Genomic DNA, 21081 nt, shown 5'->3' with positions numbered 1-21081 from the left:
TTGCACTAAATCAAACAGTTGAATTCGCCGGTGAACGGCAGTTTCGAGTGAGTGTCCGCCTTCTTCGCGGCCTAGCCTGGCAAGGCTGCGAAGAAGGAGACAATCGATGGGCGAGAACACGCCGAGCCGCGTCGGCGAGACGTTCGGCCAGTACCGGCTCGAGGAACTGCTCGGCCGCGGCGGCATGGGCGAGGTGTATCGAGCCCACGACACGACGCGAGATCGTGACGTCGCACTGAAGCTGCTCAATGCGCAGGTTGCGCAGGACCCGACGTTCCAGGAGCGGTTCCGCCGGGAGTGCCAGACACTCGCTCGCCTGGGCGAGCCGCACATCATCCCGATCCACGACTTCGGCGAGATCTCGTCGACACTGTTCCTCGACATGCGGCTGGTGGACGGCCGCGACATGCGGGCCGTCCTACGGGACCGCGGCGCGCTCGATCAGGAAGAGGCGGTGTCGCTGATCGAGCAGGTCGCCGCGGCGCTCGACTCGGCGCACGAAGCCGGTCTCGTCCACCGCGACGTGAAGCCGGAGAACGTGCTCGTCACCGACGCCGACTTCGCGTACCTCGTGGACTTCGGCGTGGCGCACGCCGCTGACGACACCCACCTCACTCACACGGGCACGGCCATCGGGTCGGTCGCCTACATGTCGCCCGAGCAGTTCGAAGACGGCGAGGTGGGTTCTGCGTCGGACGTGTACTCACTCGCCGCACTGTTCTTCGAGCTCCTCACCGGACGCCAGCCGTACCCCGGCGAGTCGGTGTCGACGGTCATGCGGGGAGTCCTGCTCGGCGACATCCCGAAGGCGTCGACAGTGAACCCGGCGGTGTCCGAGCCGATGGACGCCGTCCTCGCGTGGGGCCTGACAAAGGATCCCGCGGACCGCTGCCCTTCCGCAGGCGACCTCGCCCGCGCCGCCCGACGCGCCCTGTCTGGTGAAGCTCCGGACGTGGCGCAAGCACAGACGACGATCGTGCCCGTCGATGATGCGGCGCTGACGCTTGTCAAGAAGGCTCCGAGCGCACCCGCGGACAGTGCGCACGGCCACACCGTCGTCGCGGGCCCGAACTACCCCGCAGCAGTCGCCAGTGGACCGCACCGGGTACCCAGCGGACCGGTCCCGATGCAGAGTGGACCGGTGCCCGTCGGGGCTTTCCCCGGCCAGCCCTACCCGTACGCGACAGGTCCGGTGCCGACCGGACGGAGCACGCTGAACACCGCGTTGATGGTGGTCATCGGGATCCTCGTCGCGGCGCTGATCGGCGGCGGCGCCTGGCTGGCGGCCGACTCGCTCGGCTCGAAGGATCCGTCGACGACGCAGGCCGGCGGCTCGCCGACCGACGTGGCCGACGTCGACAGTCAAGGCGAACAGACGGTCACCGAGACGGCCACCCCGACGCCGACGTACACGCCGGGCCCGCCGCCCGCGGACAACCAGGAGTGTTACGACGGCGTCGGCACCGGGTACCCGCAGTGGACCGGGTGCGAATTCGCCCGCAACGTGCGCGACTCGTATGTCGCGAGCGGACCGCTCGGTGAATCACGAACGATCAACGGGTGGGCGCCTCAACAGGCCCGCAACTACGTGATGCAGTGCGGACCCTACGCGGGAATCGTCGCGTGCCGTGGTGGCAATCAAGCTGTCGTCTACATCTACTAAGCGGACAAAAGTGAATATTCTGCGATCTGTGTCCGCCCGCCGGGCGGCCGCACTGGCCGTCGTATCGGTCACCGCCGTCGCGAGCCTGTCGGCGTGCTCGAACGGTGGCTCCGACCAGGACGGTGTCCTCGCTGCCGACCGCGTCACCGTGTCGACGTCGCCCAGTGCGGTGTCGAGTTCGTCGAGCGCTCCGTCAGGGGCAGAGGCCGCGCTCGCCGCGAGCTTCGCGCGACAAGATCTGCCCGCCGACGTCGGCGTCGCCCTCGCGCCGGTCGGAGGTGACGAGGTCTACACGTTCGGCGACCAGAGCGAACGTGTCGCGTGGTCGACGATCAAAGTCCCGCTGGCGCTCGCCGCGCAGCGCAAGAACGGCCGGACTCCTGAGATCCGAACGGCGATCATCGACTCCGACAACGATGCGGCGCTCGCCCTCCGCAGGTCCCTCGGCACGCCGTCTGAGGGCCGCAAGCTGGTGGAGGCGGTCATCCGCGACGGTGGCGACACCGACACCGAGGTCGTCGAGATCAAAGCGGACGACGAGACATTCGGTCTCACTGTGTGGCCGCTCCGCGGTGCGGCGACCTTTGCGGCGAACCTGCCGTGCCTGCCCGACAGCAAGTACATCGTGGGGCTGATGGGCAATGTCGCGTCCGTGCAGAGCTGGGGCATCGAAGTGATGAAGTCGCCCGCAGACACCGCGGTGAAAGGCGGCTGGGGTCCAGGCGACAAGGGCGGCTACGAAGTCCGCCAACTCGGTCTCATCACCCACAAGGACGGTTCGCAGACCGCCGTCGCCATGAGCACTTACTCGGGTGAACCCATGGATGACGGCGTCGCCGTGCTCAACAAGGTCGGGACGTGGCTCAACGCCAACCTCCGCCGACTGCCCAAGGGACGCTGCTGACCGGCCGCCCGGGCGCGGTCAGCGAGTGAACGAGGTCAGGAGCAGTGCCTCGGTCAGCGCGGTCCGGGTGATCTCGGCGGGATCGACGGACTCGTCGGGCGCATGGATGTGGCACAGCGGCTCTTCAACACCGAGGAGAGCGATCTCCGCATCCGGGTGAGCCTCAGCGAGGACGGTGCACAGCGGGATCGAACCGCCCTGACCTGCATAGAAGATGCCGTCGACACCGTATGCGGTCTTCATCGCGTCGGTGAGCGCCTGATACCCGGGGCCGTCGGTGTGGGCTCGGAACGGACGGCCGAACGCGTCCGGCTCCACGTCTACCCGCACACCCCATGGGATGTGTGCCTTCAAGTGGGCCACGAGGGCGTCGTAGACGGGCTGCGGCTCCATCCCCGGCGGGATGCGCAGGTTCAGCATGGCCGACGCCTGCGGGATGATCGCCGCGGCGCAGTCGGCGGTGGACGGCGCGTCCACCCCGATGACGGTGACGGCGGGCCTCGCCCACGCCATCTCGGCGGGTGTTCCGCTGCCGAGGATCTCGGTGCCGGGCAGGGCGCCGACGTCTTTGCGGAACTGCTCGTCGGAGTAGACGACGCCTTCCCACGTCTGATCGTTCGGGACACCGTCGATGGTGGTGTCGCCGCGGTCGTTGCGCAACGACGCGAGACCCGCGACGAGTGCCGCCATCGCGTCCGGCGTCGGACCGCCCGCAGCACCCGAGTGAATCGCCGTCTCCAACGCCGACACCGTGAGTTTCACGTTGACGACACCTCGGAGGCTGGTCGTGAGCGTCGGGAGTCCGGCGGCGACGTTGCCCGCGTCGCCGATGAGGATCAGGTCGGCGGCGAACAGTTCCGGGCGAGTCTTGACGAGGTCGTCGAGGCCCTCGCCGCCTGCCTCTTCTGAGCCCTCGATGATGATCCGCACATTGCAGGCGAGATCGTCGCCGGCTGCACGCAGCGCTGTCAGGTGCGCGACGACGTTGCCTTTGCAGTCGGCCGAGCCGCGGCCGTACCAGCGACCGTCGCGTTCGGTGAGTTCGAACGGCGGCGACGACCACAGCGCATCGTCGCCGGCGGGCTGCACGTCGTGATGGCTGTAGAGCGCCACCGTCGGTGATCCCTCAGGACCCGGCCGGTGGCCGACGACCGCGGGGGAGCCGTCGCTGGTCACGATGACCTCGGCGCTGAAGCCGAGTTCGGCGAACGCTGCGGCCACCCATTCGGCACTGGCACGGCTGGCGTCGGCCTTCGACGAATCGAGGTGTACGGACGGGAACCCGACGAGGGTGCTGAGATCCTCGCGGGCACGGCCCATGAGGTCGGTGACGGATGCGGTCAGACGGTCGGCGATGCCGTTGGGACTCATGCCTTCTAGGGTCGCACGAGATCGAAGGTCGTGTGCATCTCCCAGTACAGGATCTCCGGGCGGGAACCCGACCCCGATCGGACGACGACGTCTCCCGAGCCGACGAGACGAGCGGCGTCGCCTTCGGTGAGCTCGCGGGTCTCGCCGTCCACCTCGACGGTCGCGGCGCCGCGAGCGACGAACAGGTGGCCGTAGGGCGCACCCGGAAGGGTCACGACGGAGTCGGGGAGTGGTCGCGCGATCCACAGTGCGGCGTATCGGTTGTTGATCCGCGCCACATCGAGGTCCGTGTGGGAGGGACGGCCGGACGCGACCAGAACGGGGTTCCCGGCGTCGACGGCAGCGGCCACGTCGTGCTCGGAATGGCTCGGTTCCAGTCCGTCGGTGTCCGGTGCCACCCACATCTGGATCACCCGCAGCGACTTTCGCTGCGCACGTGTCGACGCGTTCCTCTCCGAGTGTGTGATGCCGGTTCCGGCAGTCATCCGTCCCAGCACCCCGGGGCCGAGAGTGACCTCGTGGCCGAGCGAGTCGCGGTGCGTGACACCGCCGTCGAGCACCCAGGTGAGAATCTCCATGTTCTGGTGATGATGGGCGTCCAACCCTTCGCCCGGGTCGACGACGTCGTCGTTGTGCATCACGAGCACTCCGTGCGCGTTGCCGAAGAGGTCGTAGTTTCCGGTGCCGGGGAACGACTGTCGGGACGTGAGCCACTCGTTGGCCCAGTGCAGGCGGTCGGCCGCGTTGATGACGGTCATGCTCATGTCGGGTCGTCTTTCGTCGATGCGTCGGCGACGAGCCGCATCACTCGAGCGAGTGCGGCTTCGTCGTCGTCGGAGAGTGCGGAGTGGAAGAGCTCGTCGACGTCGGCGGAATGACGGCGGGCCGCCGCCGTGAAGGCGGCGACTCCCGCATCGGTGAGGCAGGCATAACTGCCTCGTCGATCGCCCGGGACGGGCTCGCGGCACAGCCAGCCGCGGTCGGCGAGGACCCGGACCTGGTACGACAGGCGCGACGCGGAGAAGACCATGCGCTGGGAGAGGTCACGCATCCGGAGTCTGCTCTCCGGCGCCTCCGACAACAGGAGAAGCACGTGATAGTCGCTCAGCGTCATGTCGTCGGATGCGCGGAGCCGCTCGTCGAGCTCGGTCTGCAGCCGCGCACTGTTCTCGATGAACAGCCGCCAGGCGTCGCTCATCGGACGCGGTGGGGGCGCAGAGCGTTCGGCGGAACCACACCGAGTCGGCCGGCCTGGAAGTCTTCCATGGCCTCGATGACCTGTTGTCGGGTGTTCATGACGAACGGTCCGTACTGTGCGACGGGCTCGCGGATGGGCTGTCCGCCGAGCAGCAGCACCTCCAGAGCGGGTCGGTTGGAGTCCTGGCCCGCGTCGGCGGAGACGGTGATCCGGTCGCCGGCGCCGAGGACCACGAGCTGGCCGCCCTCGACCGGGCGACGCTCGGCGCCGACGGTGCCACGACCGGACAGGACGTACACCAGAGCATTGAAGTCGGGCTGCCACGGAGTGGACAGTTCGGCCCCGGGGGCGATGGTCGCGTGCGCGAAGGTGATCGGTGTGTGGGTGGCTCCGGGACCGACATGACCGTCGAGGTCGCCTGCGATCACGCGGACGAGGCTGCCTCCGTCGGGTGACGACAGCAGGAGCACCTGGCCGCCTTCGAGGCTCTGATAGCGAGGCGCGATGAACTTGTCGGTCGCCGGGAGGTTCACCCACAGCTGGATGCCGTGGAACGTTCCGCCGGACTCGACGAGCTCAACCGGTGGGGTCTCGATGTGCAGGACACCTGAACCGGCCGTCATCCATTGAGTCGCACCGTTCTCGATCAGTCCGCCGCCTCCCGCTGAGTCCTGGTGCTGGAACCGACCGTCGATCATGTAGGTGACGGTCTCGAATCCGCGGTGCGGATGCCAGTCGGTGCCACGGGGCTCGCCGGGCTGATATTCGACCTCGCCCATCTGATCCATGTGGATGAACGGGTCGAGCGCGGCCTGTGAGACGCCTGCGAATGCGCGGACGACGGGGAAGCCTTCCCCCTCGTGTCCGCGCGGGCCGGTGGTGACCGATCGCACCGGGCGCTCGGTCTGCTCGACGGTGGCAGCAGAGATGCGGGGCAGAGTCAGGGTGTCTGCGGTGACGGCGGGCATGACGTTCTCCATTTCCTTAAAATTTGAACGATCTAGCGGGATCAACCACCGCAGTGAGGGATTCATTCCCGAGTGATGCGGACTTGTGTCCGAACCGAGTCGGCGATCGCTGAAGAACCGGTCATACTGATTGCCATGGCCATCAAGTCCGCAGCGGACGGCGAACGCACCGGCGCCGACCGGCAACGTCTTCGCAAGCTTGCGCAGGCGGCGCTCAACGCAGACCAGACCGTCAATCAGGTGGAAGATCTCCTCAGCGAGATGGGCCCGGTGCTGACGGGCCTGGGCAAGACCACCGCCGAACTCGACGGGACCCTCGAGAAGCTCGAGGTGACCCTCGACAAGTTCGGGACCACCCTGGTTCGCGTCGACGAGACGGTCACTCGGATGGCGAGCGTCGTCGCACGTCTCGAAGCGGTCGTGGGCCGTGTCGAGAGCGTCGTCGTGATCGCCGAGACCGCATTGCGTCCCATCGGGATGGTGGAGTCCGCAGGTCGGGCTGTCGCCGAACGGCTGGGAATCATTCACACCGACTGAGCACGGGGCCGGTCGGTGGACACGAGAGAAGGAGCACGTATGAGCGACACCATCTCGACGCCGGCTAAATGGCTGGCGGAACTGTTCGGAACGTTCTGGCTGGTCTTCGGCGGCTGTGGCAGCGCGATCTTCGCCGCCAAAGTCGTCGCCGCCGATGAGGCGACGAGTTCGAGCATTCAGCTCGGCATCGGATTCCTCGGTGTGGCACTGGCGTTCGGTCTCACCGTGGTGACGATGGCATACGCCGTCGGGCACATCTCGGGTGGCCATTTCAATCCCGCCGTCACGCTCGGCGCCGCGGTCAGCGGTCGCCTGCCGTGGCGTGATCTGCCGGGATACTGGGTCTCGCAGGTGGTCGGCGGTCTGCTCGCCGGCCTGGCGCTGCTCGTGATCGCCAAGGGGCAGGACGGCTTCACCGCCGAAGGCAACATGGCCGCGAACGGCTACGGGGAGCACTCGCCCAACGGCTACGCCCTCGGCGCGGTGATCCTCGCCGAAGTCATTCTCACAGCGTTCTTCCTGATCGTGATCCTCGGCGCCACCGACGGTCGGGCGCCGAAGGGCTTCGGGCCGCTGGCGATCGGCCTGTCGCTGACCCTCATCCACCTCATCTCGATCCCGATCTCCAACACCTCGGTGAACCCTGCTCGATCGACCGCCGTCGCGTTCTTCAACGGAAACGGCGCACCCGGGCAGTTGTGGGTGTTCTGGGTCGCACCGCTGATCGGCGGACTGATCGGTGGCCTGCTGTATCCGCTGCTGTTCGAGAACGGAAAACTCGCCATCGGCGCAGCCAAGGAGGAATGACCCCGAGAAGACCAGGAGTGTGATCGGCGCTACTCTGCTCTGATGCAGACTTCGACAGCGTCGATCACCGGTCGCCACGGCAACACCATCGTCTACGACGTCCACCGGCCCGACATCGAGCCGGTGGGCGTCGTCGTCGTTGCACACGGACTCGGTGAACATGCAGGTCGGTATCACCACGTCGCGCGGGCGATCACCGACCGCGGTTACACCGCGGTGATCCCCGATCATGCCGGACACGGACGCTCCACCGGAAAACGCTTGGGCGTCACCGATTTCGGCGACTTCGTCGCCGACCTGCACAGTGTGATCGGCGTGGCGGCCTCCGAGTGCAGACCACGTTTCCTCATCGGCCACAGCATGGGCGGCGCCATCGCGTTGTCGTACGCTCTCGATCACCCCGACATGCTCGACGGACTGATCCTGTCCGGACCGGCGATCGTCCCCGGAGCGGATCTGCCCGCGCCGCTGGTCAAGATCGCGCCGATCCTCGGCAAGCTCGTGCCGTGGCTGCCGTCGGCGGCCTTGTCGGCGTCAGCGGTCAGCCGCGATCCGGACGTCGTCGCCGCCTACGAATCCGATCCGCTCGTCTGGCACGGCAAGATCCCGGCCGGGCTCGGTGGAGCGCTCATCGGTGCCATGGCGACGTTCCCCGGCCGCCTTCCGACACTCACCATGCCCGCCCTCGTCCTGCACGGAGGGGCCGACGTCCTGGCCAACCCGGAAGGCAGCCGGATCGTCGAACGCCACGCCGGGAGCAGCGACCTCACCGTCACGATCCTGCCCGGGCTCTACCACGAGATCTTCAACGAACCGGAACGCGACGAGGTGATCAGCACGGTCACCGACTGGATCGTCGCGCATTCGTAAGGGTGCTTCAGATGCCGGAGCGGCCGATCAGTCGGTGGACAGCGCGCGGGGAGAACGCACCGACGGTCCGCAACGCCACCGCATAGCGCGGGTACAACTCGGCCGGACGCTGCTCGACAGCACGCAGCAACCACTGGGCGGCCTGTTCGGACGTGAGCGCGGGGGCGTCGTCGTATGACGCGGTCGGAGCGATCATCGGCGTCCGCACCAACGGGAAACCCGCATTGGTCACGACGACGCCGGTGCCCTCGCATTCGCCGTCCAACGACCGTCCGAACGCCGCCAGGGCTGCCTTGGAGGCGTGATAGGCCGCGAACTTGGGCATCGCGCCCGCAGTGACGCCCCACGTGACGACGTTGACGATCTGGCCGCGGCCTGCGTCGACCATCGCCGGGAGAAGCCCGAGGATCAGGGCGACGGGTCCGAAGTAGTTGAGCGCCATGGTGCGCTCGTAATCGTGGAACCGGTCGACGGTGTCCAGTGTGCTGCGCCGGATGGACCGACCGGCGTTGTTGATCAACACGTCCGGCGGGCCGAACCGATCGAGCACATCGGACGCGAGCCTGCGGGCGTCGTCCGGGTCGGAGAGGTCGGCCGTCATCGGGTGCGCCGCACCGCCGGCCGCCTCGATCGCATCGCATGTGGCCTGGAGTGCATCGAGATTACGGGCGACAGCGATGATCGTCGCGCCGCGGGAAGCCAGGAGATGCGCTGCGGATTCACCGATGCCCGACGACGCGCCGGTCACGACGATCGCCTTCCCTGTCAGGTCGGCAGGACCGTCGATGATGCGTCGAACGTCGGAGAGACTGCGCGGCGGATTCAGCATGGTGTAGACCGCGGTGTGCAACACGGACGAGACCAGACGGGGCGCAGACACGCTACTTGTACTTCTTGATGATCTGCAGAACCTCGTCGGTGTCGATGTTCTTCGCGATGAGCTTGCCGTTCTTCACCTTCCGAATGCTGTACAGGTCAGCCTTCTTCGCGACGGCCACATGGAGTCCGGCCTTCTTCGCCTTCTTGTTCAGATCTTCCAGCACGAGTGGATGGTAACTGGTGAAAGTGAACGACAACGCACTGTCCCGCGTGACGGCCCGAACTGGCCGCAGAAAGGGATTTGCATCACTTTGCGGTGACCGACACGGTGACCGGTCCGGGGCCGTCCGCGGACACGTGGAGTCGGCCGTCGGACGCCGTCACGTACTGCCCGCCGGTCACCTGAACGGTGTAGCCGTTCGGGTAGTGCACCGACGACGGGTAGATGACGGTCGGAGCGCTGATCGCCGGGTTGGGGCGGTAGGTGAACGAGAATGCGCCGGTGGCCGTGTCGAAGGTCATCGCGCCGGGACGTCCCGCGGTGGCCTGCGGGTACGTGCGGACGAGCTGGCGGGCGACCCCGGACAGCGACTGGCCGCTCGTGTAGTGCCAGTACATCCAGCCGACGAATCGCTTGTCCGCCCGATCGAGCGTCTGACTCAGAACCGTGGCGTCGACGTCGCCGAACTCGGTGATCACCACCGGTTTGCCGGTGCGGCGGAACACCTCGTCGACGTGCGTCCACGTGAGGCCCTGCTGCGCCGAGCACAGCGACCGCAGACTCTCGGGGAGTCCGAGGTAGATCGCGAGCTGCGACGGGATGCAGTAGTCGTGGGGCGCGATCACGACGTTGCGGTCCTTGATGCGCTTGAGGCCCATGTACGACGGCATCATCTGGTTCCAGGTGACGTTCGGCTCCCAGTAGACGGGGACCGTGGGGTCGCCCTGGCGGACGTAGCGGGTGAGCTTCGACATCGTGTTCTGGTACTGCACGTCGAACAGTGGGCAGCCGATCGGGAAGCAGGTCAGGGCTGCGGTGCCCGGCCATGGTTCGTTGAGCAGCTCGATGCCCATCACGCCCGCATGGCCCTTGAGTCCTGCGGCGAGCGCCTTGAGCGCGGTGCCCAGATGGTCGACGATGCCGTTGCGGTTGGTCCACACCTCGTCCCAGGCCGCGTTCATGCTCGGCATGAGGTAGTACAGCGGGAACCCGGGGTTCGGCTCACCGGGCAGGGGGCGCGACTTGACCGCCCATGCGGGGAATCCGTTGCCGCCCCACGGGGATGACATCCCGTCCTGATGATTGTCGAGGAGAGTTCGGATGCCGTGGTCGGCGAGCATGTCGACCACCGCCGTCACGCGTCCGATGTAGTCCTCGTCGACGTCGCCTTTCGTGGGCATCAGCGCGTCGAATGAGACGCCGAGGCGCACGGAGTTGAATCCGTACCCCGCGAGTTTCGCGGCGTCGGCCGCGGTGACGGTGAATCCGTCGCCCGCCTTGATGTACGGCGCCTCCTTGTCGACGTTGTTCACGCCGTGATTCAGCACCACGCGACCGGCCGCGTCGACGATCGACGTGCCGCGTGTGTGCAGCGCGCTCACCGCCAGCGGATCGGCAGGAGCGGCGGACGCCTGCGGTGCGACGAGCATGGTGGACGACACGACGGCGCCGATGGTGACGATGAGCGCGACGATGCTGCGGGGCAGAGACATGGCCGTACCCTACTCATGAGTCAGGTCACTGTGGCAGGGTCTAGTAGTCGAACGTCACAGATCGCATGCCTGGAGAGGGATATTCATGCCATTTCGTCGTAACGGACCATTGTTCGCGCTCGTGGCGGCGGTGGCCGTCGTAGCCGGTCTGTTCGTGGCCCCGCCGCCTCCGGCCGCCGCTGAGCCCGCCGTGCAGTGGCTGTGCCGTCCCGGCAGTCTTGACCCCTGCGACCTGAAGAACGACCGCACCGACCTTCTGACCGGGAAGACTCATCCGGCCACGGTGACGCCGGACTCGGCGAAGAAGGCCGACTGCTTCTACGTCTACCCGACAGTCACCGATCAACCGTCCCTGCTGGCCGACAAGAAGCCCGTCCCGTCGGTGCAGTCGATCGCTCGTTTCCAAGCGGCGTCGTTCAACGACCTGTGCCGCGTGTACGCGCCGGTCTACCGCCAGATGACTCTGTGGGGCCTCAGCCCGGCGATGATGGCGTCGTGGGTCGGCAACCGCGACATCCCGAACACGTCGTACGGCGATGTGAAGCGCGCGTGGCAGAAGTACCTCCGCGACGACAACAAAGGGCGGCCGGTGATCTTCATCGGGCATTCGCAGGGGACCATGATGCTGCGCAAGCTGATCCGCGAGGAGATCGACCCGAAGCCGGAGCTGCGTCGTAAGATGGTCGGTGCCTTCCTGATGGGCGGCAACGTGATGACGGCGCGCGGGAAGACCACCGGCGGCGACTTCCGGAACACTCCCATCTGCACCCGCCGTGCACAGACCGGATGTGTGGTGGCCTATTCGACCGAACTCGTCGGCCTGCCGTCGTTGTTCGGCAACAGCAGCCTCGATGCGCTCAGCACTCCGATGAACCTGCCCACCGGTCCGGCATTCCAGGTCGCGTGCACCGACCCCGACAGGCTCAGCGGCGACTACAGTCCGGCTGCCGCGACCGTGCCCAGCCGCCCGTACGCGGCGAGCATGATCGCCTTCCTGATGAAGGTGTCGACGTTCCCGGGTGATCTCCCGACGTCGAAGTCCACGTGGACCACCGGGCCCGGTCGGTGGAAGGTGAACTGTGTGAACCCGAGCGGGTTCCACCGGTTGCACGGAACGCCTGTGGTCCCGCAGCACTTCAACGAACTGCCGCTCTTCGATTCACATCTTGTGGACCTGAACCTCGGCATCGAGAAACTGCACTCGATCGCAGCGCAGCAGCTGGCCGCCTACCGCTGACTGACGTACCGAGTGGCCTACTCGGCCGTGCCCGACTCCAATGCGGCGCGAACTCTGGTCTCCAACGCTGTGGTCCCCGCGGCAGGAAGATGGATGAGGCCGTCCAACTCGGTACGGGCCCGCTCGTACGCTTGGCGGCGTTCCTGCGGTGACGCGCCGTCGTCCATCGCCAGGGCGAGCAGTCGTTGGGCGCGGGCCAGCCGTTCCTGCTCGACAGGGCTGAAATCCGACCGTCGACGGCGTTTCGCCTCCTGTTCGGCCAGATCGAGAGACGTCGTGTAGTCGTGCACGGCGTCGCGGTAGGCGCGGACGGCTGCCGGGTCGGTGGAGTCGTCCGCAGGCGGCCGGAGGAGCTCGGCGCGACTCCGCGCGCGATGGAACTTCTCCGTCAGCGGTTCGCGGAGGTCGACGAGCATCGGATAGTCGAGCAGGGTCGCGAGATCGGTCTCATGGGCGAACCACCGTTCGTCGGTGGCATTGTGATCGGCGACCGCCGATGCGCGCTCCCGTTGCACCGAGGCGGCGTCGATCCGCCCTCGACTCTCCGCCTCCGCGCGGGCGACGCTCGTCTCCTGCTTGATGCGGTATCGCTCGAGACTGCGTTCGGCACGCCGTTCATTCCAGGCTGAGACGGCGCGCATCGCACCGCCGATCGATCCGCCGAACACGAAAACGAGCCACCAGTACTGGCCGATGAAGCCCCACATGGGCTCCATTGTGCCGTGGTTCAGCAGATCTCGGTGCCGACCGGAGTCGTGGCGTCGAGGAAGCGGGCATACGACGCGCCGCCGAACGACGCCTTCTTCGCGCAGGTGGCGGCGACGGAGGAGCCCTCGAAGTAGACGGCGTAGATCGGGCTTCCGTCGTCGTACGCCTGGCGCATCGATGAGCAGGAGTTGTCCGTGCGCAGGTACTTCGCGCCAGGATTCGCGGCGAGCGCGGCGCCGATCTCCTGTTCGTACTGGCCGGGAGTGGTCGCGTTGTACACGATCAGAATGCTCTGTCCGTCGCATGCGGGGACGGTGATCGGTGTCGACAGTCCGAGGTCGCCCGAACCCCGCGTCGGTGCCGGACGGGTGGTGGTCTCGGTGACCGTGGTGGCGGTCGCGGTCGCGGTGGATGCCGAGATGGTGGTGGTGGACACGGTGACGCTCGTCGGCGAGGCGGCGACGGGGTCGGTGTCGGAGGTCTTCATCGCCATCCAGACGGCTCCGGCGCCCGCGATCAGGGCGACTACTGCGACGGCGGCGGCGATCAGAGCCACACGAGCGCCGTTCGACGCCGGTGCGGGCTGGGGCGTCGGATGCACGACCTGCTGATACGGCATAGCGGGGGAGGGCTGCGGTGCGTGAACCGGGGCGACGAGGGTCGGCGTGTGGCGGCCGTCGAGTGCGGCTTTCGCGGCGGCGGCGAACTCCCCGCATGAGGCGATCCGCTGGCTCGGGTCCTTTGCGGTTCCCGCCGCGATCACCGGGTCGAGGACGGTGCCGGTCGGTGGAATGGGCCTGGTCAAGTGGCCGGTGATGATCTTCTCGTAGCTGGTCGACGGGTACGGTGGCGCCCCGGTGACCGCCTCGAACAGCACACAGGCCAGCGAGTAGACGTCGCTGGCAGGGGTGAGCGCGATGTCGTCACTGAACCGTTCCGGGGCCATGTACGCGAACGACCCGATCGCCGATCCGGTCGCGGTGAAGCGTGTGGCGTCGGCCGACTGTGCGATCCCGAAGTCGACCAGGTAGGCGAAGTCGTTGCTGTCGACGAGGATGTTCTCCGGCTTCACATCGCGGTGCAGGAGTCCGGACGCGTGCGCCGCGTCGAGTGCGCCTGCGATCTGCGCGATGAGAGCGACCGCCCGTTCGGCGGGCAGCGGTGCATCTTTGATGAGACTGCGCAGGTCACGGCCGTGGACGATGCGCATGTCGAGGTACAGCAGTCCGTCGATCTCACCGAAGTCGTGGATCGGGATGACGTGCGGGTCGTTGAGCCTGGCGACCGTCTGTGATTCGCGAAGGAACCGGGCACGGAACTGGTCGTCGTCCGCGAGATGGGGCGGCAGCAGTTTCAGAGCGACGGTGCGGTCCTTGACCGAGTCGACGGCCTCGTACACCTCGCCCATCCCGCCTCGCCCGATGAGTCGGACGAGGCGGTAGGGGCCGAGTTCGGTGCCGGAACGATCGGCTGAGCTGCTCATGTGGAACAGACTAATCGGATCAGACCGGCAGGCCCGCCTCGAGCAGGTCGATCGCCTCGATGCACTCCTCGAGCGTCGGGATCTCGCCGTTGCCGCTGTTGTCGACGACATGGAAGAGGACGCCTGTCACTGCGGCGATGAAAACCCGCAGTCGAAGGTCGTCTGGGCGGACACCGAGATACTCGGCGATGAAACCAGTCGTCTCGGAGATGACGGCGTCCGACTCGGTCTGATGCGCTGCGAACAGTGTCGGCTCCGTTTGGATCAGACGATAGCGAGCCATGTTCGACGCCCATTCGTCCTCCGCGGCGATCGCGAACATGTCCGACACCATGCGCCGAAGGAGGTCGAAGCGACTTAGACCCGGCTCGATCCCGGAGAACATCGCCGTCCGGCGCTCGTCGTCCAAGTCGTCCTTGAGGACCACCTGTTCTTTGCTCTGGAAGTAGCGGAAGAAGGTGGTGTGCGAGACGTCCGCCGCGTCGGCGATCTGGGCCACCGTGGTCGCGGTGTATCCGTGTCGTTCGAACAGGTCCATCGCGGCGGTGCGGATCGCGTTCCGGGTGCGTGCTTTGTTGCGTTCCCGCAGACCGGGCCGCGGCCCCGGGGGAGTCCCCGGGGCCGCGGTCTGGGTGGAGCTCTCGGTCGACATGGCTACTTCGCCTCGAGCGCCTCTGCGTCGGCCACCAGCGTCTCGGTGGTCTCGTCGATGCCACGATCGCGCACCTTGCTGCCTTCGATGTCGAAGTCGACGACAAGCTTGTCGAGCCACTTCGGCAGACCCCATGCACGGTCGCCGAGGAGGGAGATCACAGCCGGGACGACGATCATGCGGATGATGAAGGCGTCGAAGAACACTGCGATCGCGAGGGCGAAGCCCATCATCTTCGCGGTGGTGTCCGGTGCCAGCATGAATGCGGCGAACACGCTGATCATGATGATCGCGGCCGAGGTGACGACGCGGGAACCGTGACGGTAACCGGCGACGATGGCCTCCTTCGCGGACATCCCGTGCATGTACTCCTCACGCATGCGGGTCACCAGGAACACCTGGTAGTCCATAGCGAGACCGAAGACCACACCGATCAGGAAGATCGGCAGGAACGCGATGATCGGCTTGGTGTGATCGATCATGCCGAGAGCGCCGTCGGTGAAGATCCACGTGGTGATGCCGAAGGTGGCGAGCACCGAGAAGAGGAAGCCGACGGTGCCGATCAACGGGACCCACAGGGAACGGAACACGCCGATCATGATCAGGAACGCGAGTCCGACCACCACCACGAGGTACGGGATGAGGGCCTTGTCGAGCTTGGCCGACAGGTCGGACATGATGGCCGTCTGACCGCCGACGTGGATCGACGCGCCCTGCTTCTCGATGTCACCGGCGATGCCGCGGATGTCCTCCACGAGGTCGTGGGTCTCCGGGGCCGACGGTGCGGTCTTCGGAACGATCTGGATGATCGCCGAGTTCGCGCCGACATTCGGGTTCTTCGGATCGGTGGTGCCGTTGCCCATCCACATCAGGGCGTCCGGCGATGCGACGCCGGGCAGCTTCGCGATCTGGGTGACGGCGGCGTTCGCCGCATCGTCGATGGTGCCGTTGTCGGTGTGCATGACAGCCACGAGCGGTCCGGCGACGCCTTCGCCGAAGCCCTTGGCGACGAGTTCCTGAGCGGCCACCTCGTCGTCGGTGGTGGTGTCCATGCCGATCTGCATGCCCTTGATGGGCAGGGCGGCGGCGATCAGGATCGCGAGGCCGGCGACGATGAACACGACGGGACGCTTGACCACCATCGAACCGAACTTGACGCCGAACGTCTCGGTCGATTCGTCGGCGTCGCCGTGACGCAGCCACGGGATGCGCGGACTGAACGCGAAGCGACCGAAGGCTCCGAGCAGGGCCGGGATGAACGTCAGGGCGGCCAGAACGGCGACGATGATCGCGAGGGCGGCGCCGAGACCCATCTGGGTGATGAACGGCAAGCCGATCACCATGAGCGCAGCGACTGCGATGACGACCGTCAAGCCGGCGAAGACGACGGCGGTGCCTGCGGTGCCGACTGCTCTGCCTGCAGCGTCTTCACGAGAGCCGCCGCGATTGATCTCTGACCGGTAGCGGGACACGATGAACAGTGCGTAGTCGATGGAGACTGCGATGCCGAGCATCGTGATGATGCCGGTCGCGGACTGATTCACCGAGATCCATTCAGCCGACAGGGTCACCAGCATCATCGTGAGGCCGACCCCGACGATGCCGGTGACGAGCGGAATGAACGCGGCGATCAGCGCGCCGAATGCGACGATCATGATGACGAAGGCGATGGCGAAGCCGATCATCTCGGCCGCCCCACCCTGTTCCTGTGCGCTCATGACGCCGCCGGTGGCCTCGACCTGCAGGCCGTTCACCCGGTGTTTCTCGAGGACGTCGAGGAGTTCTGTCTTCGATTCGAGTTTGACGTCCATCAGGTCGATGGCCTGCGGGACGGTGATCAGGCCGACGCGGCCCTCGTCACCGAGAACCGCCGACGCCATCTGCGGGGCCGCGGCTGCGGCGGTCACCGGGTTGACGATGGCGTCCTTGGTGGCCTTGGGGAGTCCCTGCAGGCCGGTGACGAGCTTGTCGATCTCGGCGGTGTGGGCGGCGAGGCCGTCCTCGGCGCCGATCACGACCGTCGTCGACGCCTGGGACTGCGCCTTGTTGGCAGCGGGGAAGTACTCCTCCAACTGCGTCATGGCGGTGCCGCCGTCGGTGCCGGGCAATTCGAAGTCCTTGGAGAACTTCGGCTGCATGGCGTTGACGAGCGATCCGGTGATCACGAGCGCGGCGATCCACGCGACGATCACCCACCACTTGTGCCGGAAGGAGAACCGCCCGAGGCGGAAGAGAATCGATGACATGCTAACGATTGTTAGTCAGTAACAGTTTCGCCGCAACCTCAGGCGGACGTGACGTCCGTCGCCTTGCCGCCCGGGACCACCAAGGCCGCGGCGACCGCGGTGGTCAACGGCACCGACAGGGCGAGGGCGATGCCGCCGACGAATGCCCGTGCGAGTTCGATGGCGACCTCCTCCGAGCTCAGCAGCGACGACACCGGTTGTCCCGCCACGGAGAACAGCAGGAGCAGGGGGAGTGCGCTGCCCGCATAGGCGAACACCAGCGTGTACACGGTGCTCGCGATGTGGTCGCGGCCGACGCGCATCGCTGCACGGAATGCGCCCAGCCGCGTCTGATTCGGCATCGCCGCCAACTCGAAGGTGGCCGATGCCTGGGTGATCGTCACGTCGTTCAGCACACCCAGGGTGCCGATCACAAAGCCCGCGAGCAGAAGGCCTTGGAGGGAGATTGTGCCCTGGTACATCTGCAGACTCGTCGTCGACGACGCCGACAGTCCGGTGAGCGACAGGGTCGAGATCGCGGCATTGCTCAGCAGGCCCGCGACCACCAGCGACAACAGAGTTCCGACTAGTGCCGCACTGGTCCGCAGGTTGACGCCGTGAGCGAGATAGAGCACGGCGAACAGGATGGCCGCGGCGGACACGATCGCGACGATCACCACGTCGTTGCCGTCCAAGATCGACGGCAGGGTGAAGAAGCCGAGAACCGCGAAGGCGATGGCCAAGCCGAGGATTGCGCGCAGGCCGCGCCAGGTGGCCACCACCACGACTGCGAGGACGAAGGCGATCGCCCAGAAGATCAGCGGGGTGCCGCGAGCGAAGTCGTAGAACGCGTAGCGCAGCGAAGCCGTCGACGACTCGGCGCTCTGGTCGGGCATCGCGCTGACCTTGATCGAGTCGTCGACGACGAGGCGGGGCTGACCGGGCTGCGGGTCGTCGGGCGCGCCGACGGACATGTCCGCGGAGTCGGGGCCGGTGCCGGACTGGGCCTTGTTCGTCGGGATCGACAAGACCGTGTACCGGCCTTCGTCTGGACCCGATTTCAATGCCAGCACGGTCGCGATGCACGGACCTCCCGTGGTCGGGATCTGCGGGAAGTCGGCCGTCGGGACACCGGCGTCGATCATCGAGCAGTCGGTGCGGGTTGTCGCGACGACGGTGGCCTCGTACACCTGGAGTGCTCCGCCGTCCGACGATTTGTACTGCATCGGTATCGGATGAGCGGCGTTCGACGGCCACGTCAAGAACACTCCGACGGCCACGAACACGGCCGCTGCGGCGAGGACCACGATGACGGCGGGTTTGGCGAACCGTGTGAGGGTGCCGGGGATGTCTCCGCCGTGCGAATGATGGTGATGATGACCGTGGTCGACGGGCGCATGAGGAGGGCGTGAGACCTCCGGCTGCGGATCTGGGTCCGGTAGTCGGTGGCTCACGCCCTCCAAGTCTGCCCGAAAGCGGTCTGCGCCGCTCTCTCAGGCTGGTGACCTGTGGTTACAGGCCCATGTTCTTGGCGATGATCGAGCGCATGACCTCGCTCGTTCCGCCGTAGATGCGGTTGACGCGGTTGTCCGCGTACAGGCGCGCGATCGGGTACTCGTTCATGTAGCCGTAGCCGCCGTGCAGCTGGAGGCAACGGTCGATGATGTCGGCGGCGGCCTCGGTGCAGAACAGCTTGGCCGACGCGGCGTCTGCTGCAGACAGCTCCTTGCGGTCGTACGCCTCGAGAGCGCGGTCGACGACAGCCTCCATCGCGTCCGCCTGCGCCTGGCATGCGGCGAGCTCGAACTTGGTGTTCTGGAACGCCGCGACCGGCTTGCCGAACACGTTGCGCTCGAGTGTGTAGTCCTTCGCGAAACGGATCGCTGCCACTGCCTGTGCGTACGCGCCGACGGCGATCGAGAGGCGCTCGCGGGGGAGGTGCTGTCCCAGGTAGTAGAAGCCCTGGTTCTCCTCGCCGAGGAGGTCCTCGACCGGAACGAGCACGTCTGTGAAGGCGAGTTCGGCGGTGTCCGAGGTGCGCAGGCCCAGCTTGTCGAGCTTGCGGCCGATCTCGAAGCCCTTGGTCTTGGTGTCGACCACGAGCAGGGTGATGCCGAAGCGGCGGTCCGACTCGCTCGGCGCCGAGGTGCGGGCACACACGATCACGCGATCGGCGTTGACGCCGCCGGTGATGAAGGTCTTCGCGCCGTTGAGGACGTAGTGGGTGCCGTCGTCGGTGAGCTTGGCGGTGGTGCGCATGCCTGCGAGGTCCGAACCGGTGCCCGGCTCGGTCATGGCGATGGCGAACATCGTCTCACCGGACGCCATGCCGGGGAGCCAACGCTGCTTCTGCTCCTCGTTCGCGTGCTTGAGCAGGTAGGGGAGGCACAGCGGGATGTGTGCTGCACTGCCGCCGAGGCTGACGCCCGCGCGCGCCATCTCCTCGGTGACGACGGCCTCGAACTTGTACGAGTCGATGCCTGCGCCGCCGTACTCCTCCGGGACCTCGATGCCGAAGAGGCCGAGCTCGCCCACCTTGAGGTAGAAGTCGCGCGGGACGATGCCGTTCTCGAGCCACTCGTCGTACACGGGCACGATCTGGGTCTCGATGAAAGCGCGAACGGTCTCGCGGAACGCTTCGTGGTCTTCGTTGTAGATCTCGCGGCGCATCGCCGCCTCCTTCATTGTGTCGACTGGAACTGATGTCGGGTCAGGCTGCGCCCACCATGCGCAGGGAGAGGTCGGCGAAGTAGTCGCCGACCGCTTGCGGGCTCCAGGATCGACCGTCGCGGAACCACCGCGACACGTCGACGGCCAGGGAGGCGACCGCGGTGGTGGTCATGGGAATGTCGCCGATGGTGAACGCGCCTTCGGCGACGCCCGCGTCGAGGACCGCTGTGATGGCGACGTCGATGCCGACGCGCATCTCGACGATCTCGGCGAGATGGTCGGGTTCGAGACGGGTGAACTCGTAGTTCACGACGCGTGAGCTCGCGTGGTTCTGCGCGTGGTAGACGATGAAATCCCGGACCAGGGTCCGCAGTCGTGTCGTCGCATCGGCGTCGAGAGCGGCCGCGGCCTGCACGATCTCGAGGAGTTCGCGGTGGCCCTTTCGGCTGATCTCGTAGAGCAGTTCCTCCTTGGAGGAGTAGTGCACGTACACCGCGGCCGGACTCATGCCCGCGGCCGCCGCGATGTGTCGGGTGCTCGTGCCGTGGAAGCCGTGGTCGGCGAACGATGCCATCGCGCCGTCGAGGAGGCGCTGACGCGTCAGGTCAGATTTGGATGACATATCCGCTCCCTTCTGGCACAGTGGAAATAAGCGATCGCTTATTTCTAGAAGATGATACCTCAGAAGGGATGAAAGACATGACTGCAGACAGCGGTGAGCGACGGATCGTCGTCACCGGAGCGGCATCGGAGATCGGCCGAGACATTGCGACGCGGATGGCCGCAGACGGGCACCGCGTGCTCATCAACGACCTCGATCCGGTGGCTCTCCACGAACTCGCGCACCACATCGGGGCCATCGCGGCGCCGGGCGACGCCGACCTCGTCGACATCGCAGTGGAGTGGCTCGGTGGGGTCGACGTGTGGATCGGGACCTCCGGATCCGCCGCAGGTCAGGGACTTGAGACGTCCGACGACGCGTGGAGCGACATGTGGGCGGACGCCGTGATGGCGCACGTTCGTGCGGCTCGTGACCTGGCGCCTCGATGGGCGGCCGACGGCAGCGACGGGCTTCTTGTCGTGGTCCCGCCCGCGGGCGACCTGCCGGCCGAGGTCGCCGCCGGGGCCGTGGGCGCCTTCACCCGCTGGCTCGACGACGCGCACCGCGACTCGGGTGTGAGCGCGCACACGATTCGGCCGATTGACGGACGGTCGGTCGCCGACGACGTGGCAGCACTCGTCGCGCCCTAAGCGGA

21 protein-coding genes are annotated in these 21081 nt (G+C 66.8%); 7 read left to right on the top strand and 14 right to left on the bottom strand.

Annotation, left to right across the window (positions count from 1 at the left end; translation table 11 throughout):
* Positions 1-106: 106 nt before the first annotated feature.
* Positions 107-1663, top strand: coding sequence for a serine/threonine-protein kinase (locus WFK36_RS16305; protein WP_336792922.1), 1557 nt, complete (start codon positions 107-109; stop codon positions 1661-1663).
* 28 nt (positions 1664-1691) lie between these two features.
* Entirely contained in the window at positions 1692-2567 is an 876-nt protein-coding gene (locus WFK36_RS16300) for a serine hydrolase (RefSeq protein ID WP_336792921.1), read from the top strand.
* A gap of 18 nt (positions 2568-2585) precedes the next feature.
* Here WFK36_RS16300 and WFK36_RS16295 read toward each other — a convergent pair whose 3' ends face one another.
* Genes WFK36_RS16295 through WFK36_RS16280 form a run of 4 tightly spaced genes read right to left on the bottom strand, consistent with a single transcriptional unit; the run spans position 2586 to position 6104 of the window.
* The gene (locus WFK36_RS16295; protein ID WP_336792919.1) at positions 2586-3938 is read right to left on the bottom strand and encodes a dipeptidase; all 1353 of its coding nucleotides are present in this window, start codon (positions 3936-3938) and stop codon (positions 2586-2588) included.
* Between the two features lie 5 nt (positions 3939-3943).
* Positions 3944-4702: a pirin family protein gene (locus tag WFK36_RS16290; protein WP_336792917.1), complete on the bottom strand. Its 759-nt coding sequence runs from the start codon at positions 4700-4702 to the stop codon at positions 3944-3946.
* Complete coding sequence (locus WFK36_RS16285) at positions 4699-5136, bottom strand: MarR family winged helix-turn-helix transcriptional regulator (protein WP_008381004.1); 438 nt, start codon at positions 5134-5136, stop codon at positions 4699-4701. Before WFK36_RS16285 ends, WFK36_RS16290 begins: the two co-directional genes overlap by 4 nt.
* A complete protein-coding gene (locus WFK36_RS16280; protein ID WP_336792915.1) occupies positions 5133-6104 on the bottom strand; it encodes a pirin family protein in 972 nt (323 codons plus the stop codon). Before WFK36_RS16280 ends, WFK36_RS16285 begins: the two co-directional genes overlap by 4 nt.
* A gap of 135 nt (positions 6105-6239) precedes the next feature.
* Here WFK36_RS16280 and WFK36_RS16275 point away from each other — a divergent pair, with 135 nt between their 5' ends.
* The 3 genes from WFK36_RS16275 to WFK36_RS16265 are packed head-to-tail and all read left to right on the top strand — an operon-like array spanning position 6240 to position 8318.
* Positions 6240-6641, top strand: coding sequence for a hypothetical protein (locus WFK36_RS16275; protein ID WP_008381008.1), 402 nt, complete (start codon positions 6240-6242; stop codon positions 6639-6641).
* A gap of 39 nt (positions 6642-6680) precedes the next feature.
* A complete protein-coding gene (gene aqpZ / locus WFK36_RS16270) occupies positions 6681-7448 on the top strand; it encodes an aquaporin Z (RefSeq protein WP_008381009.1) in 768 nt (255 codons plus the stop codon).
* Between the two features lie 42 nt (positions 7449-7490).
* Positions 7491-8318, top strand: a complete 828-nt coding sequence (locus tag WFK36_RS16265) for an alpha/beta hydrolase (RefSeq protein WP_008381010.1) — start codon at positions 7491-7493, stop codon at positions 8316-8318.
* Between the two features lie 7 nt (positions 8319-8325).
* Here the strand turns inward: WFK36_RS16265 and WFK36_RS16260 are convergent, their stop codons facing one another.
* From WFK36_RS16260 to WFK36_RS16250, 3 genes are all read right to left on the bottom strand, one after another.
* A complete protein-coding gene (locus WFK36_RS16260; protein ID WP_336793085.1) occupies positions 8326-9147 on the bottom strand; it encodes an SDR family NAD(P)-dependent oxidoreductase in 822 nt (273 codons plus the stop codon).
* Positions 9148-9199: 52 nt separating this feature from the next.
* A complete protein-coding gene (locus WFK36_RS16255) occupies positions 9200-9361 on the bottom strand; it encodes a hypothetical protein (RefSeq protein ID WP_336792912.1) in 162 nt (53 codons plus the stop codon).
* 82 nt (positions 9362-9443) lie between these two features.
* Positions 9444-10850, bottom strand: a complete 1407-nt coding sequence (locus WFK36_RS16250) for an endoglycoceramidase I (RefSeq protein WP_336792911.1) — start codon at positions 10848-10850, stop codon at positions 9444-9446.
* A gap of 85 nt (positions 10851-10935) precedes the next feature.
* Between WFK36_RS16250 and WFK36_RS16245 the strand changes: the two genes are divergently transcribed.
* Positions 10936-12087 carry a DUF3089 domain-containing protein gene (locus WFK36_RS16245; protein WP_008381017.1) on the top strand — a complete coding sequence of 384 codons (1152 nt, stop codon included), beginning with the start codon at positions 10936-10938 and terminating at the stop codon, positions 12085-12087.
* A gap of 17 nt (positions 12088-12104) precedes the next feature.
* Here the strand turns inward: WFK36_RS16245 and WFK36_RS16240 are convergent, their stop codons facing one another.
* From WFK36_RS16240 to WFK36_RS16210, 7 genes are read right to left on the bottom strand one after another with little or no spacing between them, the layout of a single operon-like run.
* Positions 12105-12803, bottom strand: coding sequence for a hypothetical protein (locus WFK36_RS16240; protein WP_336792909.1), 699 nt, complete (start codon positions 12801-12803; stop codon positions 12105-12107).
* Between the two features lie 11 nt (positions 12804-12814).
* On the bottom strand, positions 12815-14278 hold the full coding sequence (locus WFK36_RS16235; RefSeq protein WP_336792908.1) for a serine/threonine-protein kinase: 1464 nt from the start codon (positions 14276-14278) through the stop codon (positions 12815-12817).
* 19 nt (positions 14279-14297) lie between these two features.
* Positions 14298-14930 (bottom strand): TetR family transcriptional regulator, encoded by a 633-nt coding sequence (locus tag WFK36_RS16230; RefSeq protein WP_336792907.1) that lies wholly within the window; start codon positions 14928-14930, stop codon positions 14298-14300.
* Between the two features lie 2 nt (positions 14931-14932).
* Complete coding sequence (locus tag WFK36_RS16225; protein ID WP_336792906.1) at positions 14933-17176, bottom strand: MMPL family transporter; 2244 nt, start codon at positions 17174-17176, stop codon at positions 14933-14935.
* 38 nt (positions 17177-17214) lie between these two features.
* Positions 17215-18609: a YibE/F family protein gene (locus WFK36_RS16220; protein WP_336792905.1), complete on the bottom strand. Its 1395-nt coding sequence runs from the start codon at positions 18607-18609 to the stop codon at positions 17215-17217.
* Between the two features lie 58 nt (positions 18610-18667).
* A complete protein-coding gene (locus WFK36_RS16215; RefSeq protein ID WP_008381027.1) occupies positions 18668-19825 on the bottom strand; it encodes an acyl-CoA dehydrogenase family protein in 1158 nt (385 codons plus the stop codon).
* A 40-nt stretch (positions 19826-19865) separates the two neighbouring features.
* Positions 19866-20447, bottom strand: a complete 582-nt coding sequence (locus tag WFK36_RS16210; protein ID WP_008381029.1) for a TetR/AcrR family transcriptional regulator — start codon at positions 20445-20447, stop codon at positions 19866-19868.
* Positions 20448-20524: 77 nt separating this feature from the next.
* Between WFK36_RS16210 and WFK36_RS16205 the strand changes: the two genes are divergently transcribed.
* Positions 20525-21076, top strand: coding sequence for an SDR family oxidoreductase (locus tag WFK36_RS16205; RefSeq protein WP_336792904.1), 552 nt, complete (start codon positions 20525-20527; stop codon positions 21074-21076).
* Positions 21077-21081 lie beyond the last annotated feature (5 nt).

The sequence above is a fragment of the Gordonia malaquae genome, assembly GCF_037148075.1.
In the GTDB taxonomy this organism is placed as follows: Bacteria; Actinomycetota; Actinomycetes; order Mycobacteriales; family Mycobacteriaceae; genus Gordonia; species Gordonia malaquae.
The sequence above is the reverse complement of the archived record's forward strand: the minus strand, read 5'-3'. Positions and strand labels throughout refer to the sequence as shown.

Bases quoted from the DNA above. Each gene is read 5' to 3' on its own strand.
- WFK36_RS16235 (WP_336792908.1), bottom strand. From the start codon at position 14,278: ATGAGCAGCTCAGCCGATCGTTCCGGCACCGAACTCGGCCCCTACCGC.
- WFK36_RS16290 (WP_336792917.1), bottom strand. From the start codon at position 4,702: ATGAGCATGACCGTCATCAACGCGGCCGACCGCCTGCACTGGGCCAAC.
- WFK36_RS16265 (WP_008381010.1), top strand. From the start codon at position 7,491: ATGCAGACTTCGACAGCGTCGATCACCGGTCGCCACGGCAACACCATC.
- WFK36_RS16295 (WP_336792919.1), bottom strand. From the start codon at position 3,938: ATGAGTCCCAACGGCATCGCCGACCGTCTGACCGCATCCGTCACCGAC.
- WFK36_RS16245 (WP_008381017.1), top strand. From the start codon at position 10,936: ATGCCATTTCGTCGTAACGGACCATTGTTCGCGCTCGTGGCGGCGGTG.
- WFK36_RS16260 (WP_336793085.1), bottom strand. From the start codon at position 9,147: ATGCTGAATCCGCCGCGCAGTCTCTCCGACGTTCGACGCATCATCGAC.
- WFK36_RS16285 (WP_008381004.1), bottom strand. From the start codon at position 5,136: ATGAGCGACGCCTGGCGGCTGTTCATCGAGAACAGTGCGCGGCTGCAG.
- WFK36_RS16225 (WP_336792906.1), bottom strand. From the start codon at position 17,176: ATGTCATCGATTCTCTTCCGCCTCGGGCGGTTCTCCTTCCGGCACAAG.
- WFK36_RS16280 (WP_336792915.1), bottom strand. From the start codon at position 6,104: ATGCCCGCCGTCACCGCAGACACCCTGACTCTGCCCCGCATCTCTGCT.
- WFK36_RS16305 (WP_336792922.1), top strand. From the start codon at position 107: ATGGGCGAGAACACGCCGAGCCGCGTCGGCGAGACGTTCGGCCAGTAC.
- WFK36_RS16205 (WP_336792904.1), top strand. From the start codon at position 20,525: ATGACTGCAGACAGCGGTGAGCGACGGATCGTCGTCACCGGAGCGGCA.
- WFK36_RS16215 (WP_008381027.1), bottom strand. From the start codon at position 19,825: ATGCGCCGCGAGATCTACAACGAAGACCACGAAGCGTTCCGCGAGACC.
- WFK36_RS16240 (WP_336792909.1), bottom strand. From the start codon at position 12,803: ATGGAGCCCATGTGGGGCTTCATCGGCCAGTACTGGTGGCTCGTTTTC.
- aqpZ (WP_008381009.1), top strand. From the start codon at position 6,681: ATGAGCGACACCATCTCGACGCCGGCTAAATGGCTGGCGGAACTGTTC.
- WFK36_RS16210 (WP_008381029.1), bottom strand. From the start codon at position 20,447: ATGTCATCCAAATCTGACCTGACGCGTCAGCGCCTCCTCGACGGCGCG.
- WFK36_RS16250 (WP_336792911.1), bottom strand. From the start codon at position 10,850: ATGTCTCTGCCCCGCAGCATCGTCGCGCTCATCGTCACCATCGGCGCC.
- WFK36_RS16230 (WP_336792907.1), bottom strand. From the start codon at position 14,930: ATGTCGACCGAGAGCTCCACCCAGACCGCGGCCCCGGGGACTCCCCCG.
- WFK36_RS16275 (WP_008381008.1), top strand. From the start codon at position 6,240: ATGGCCATCAAGTCCGCAGCGGACGGCGAACGCACCGGCGCCGACCGG.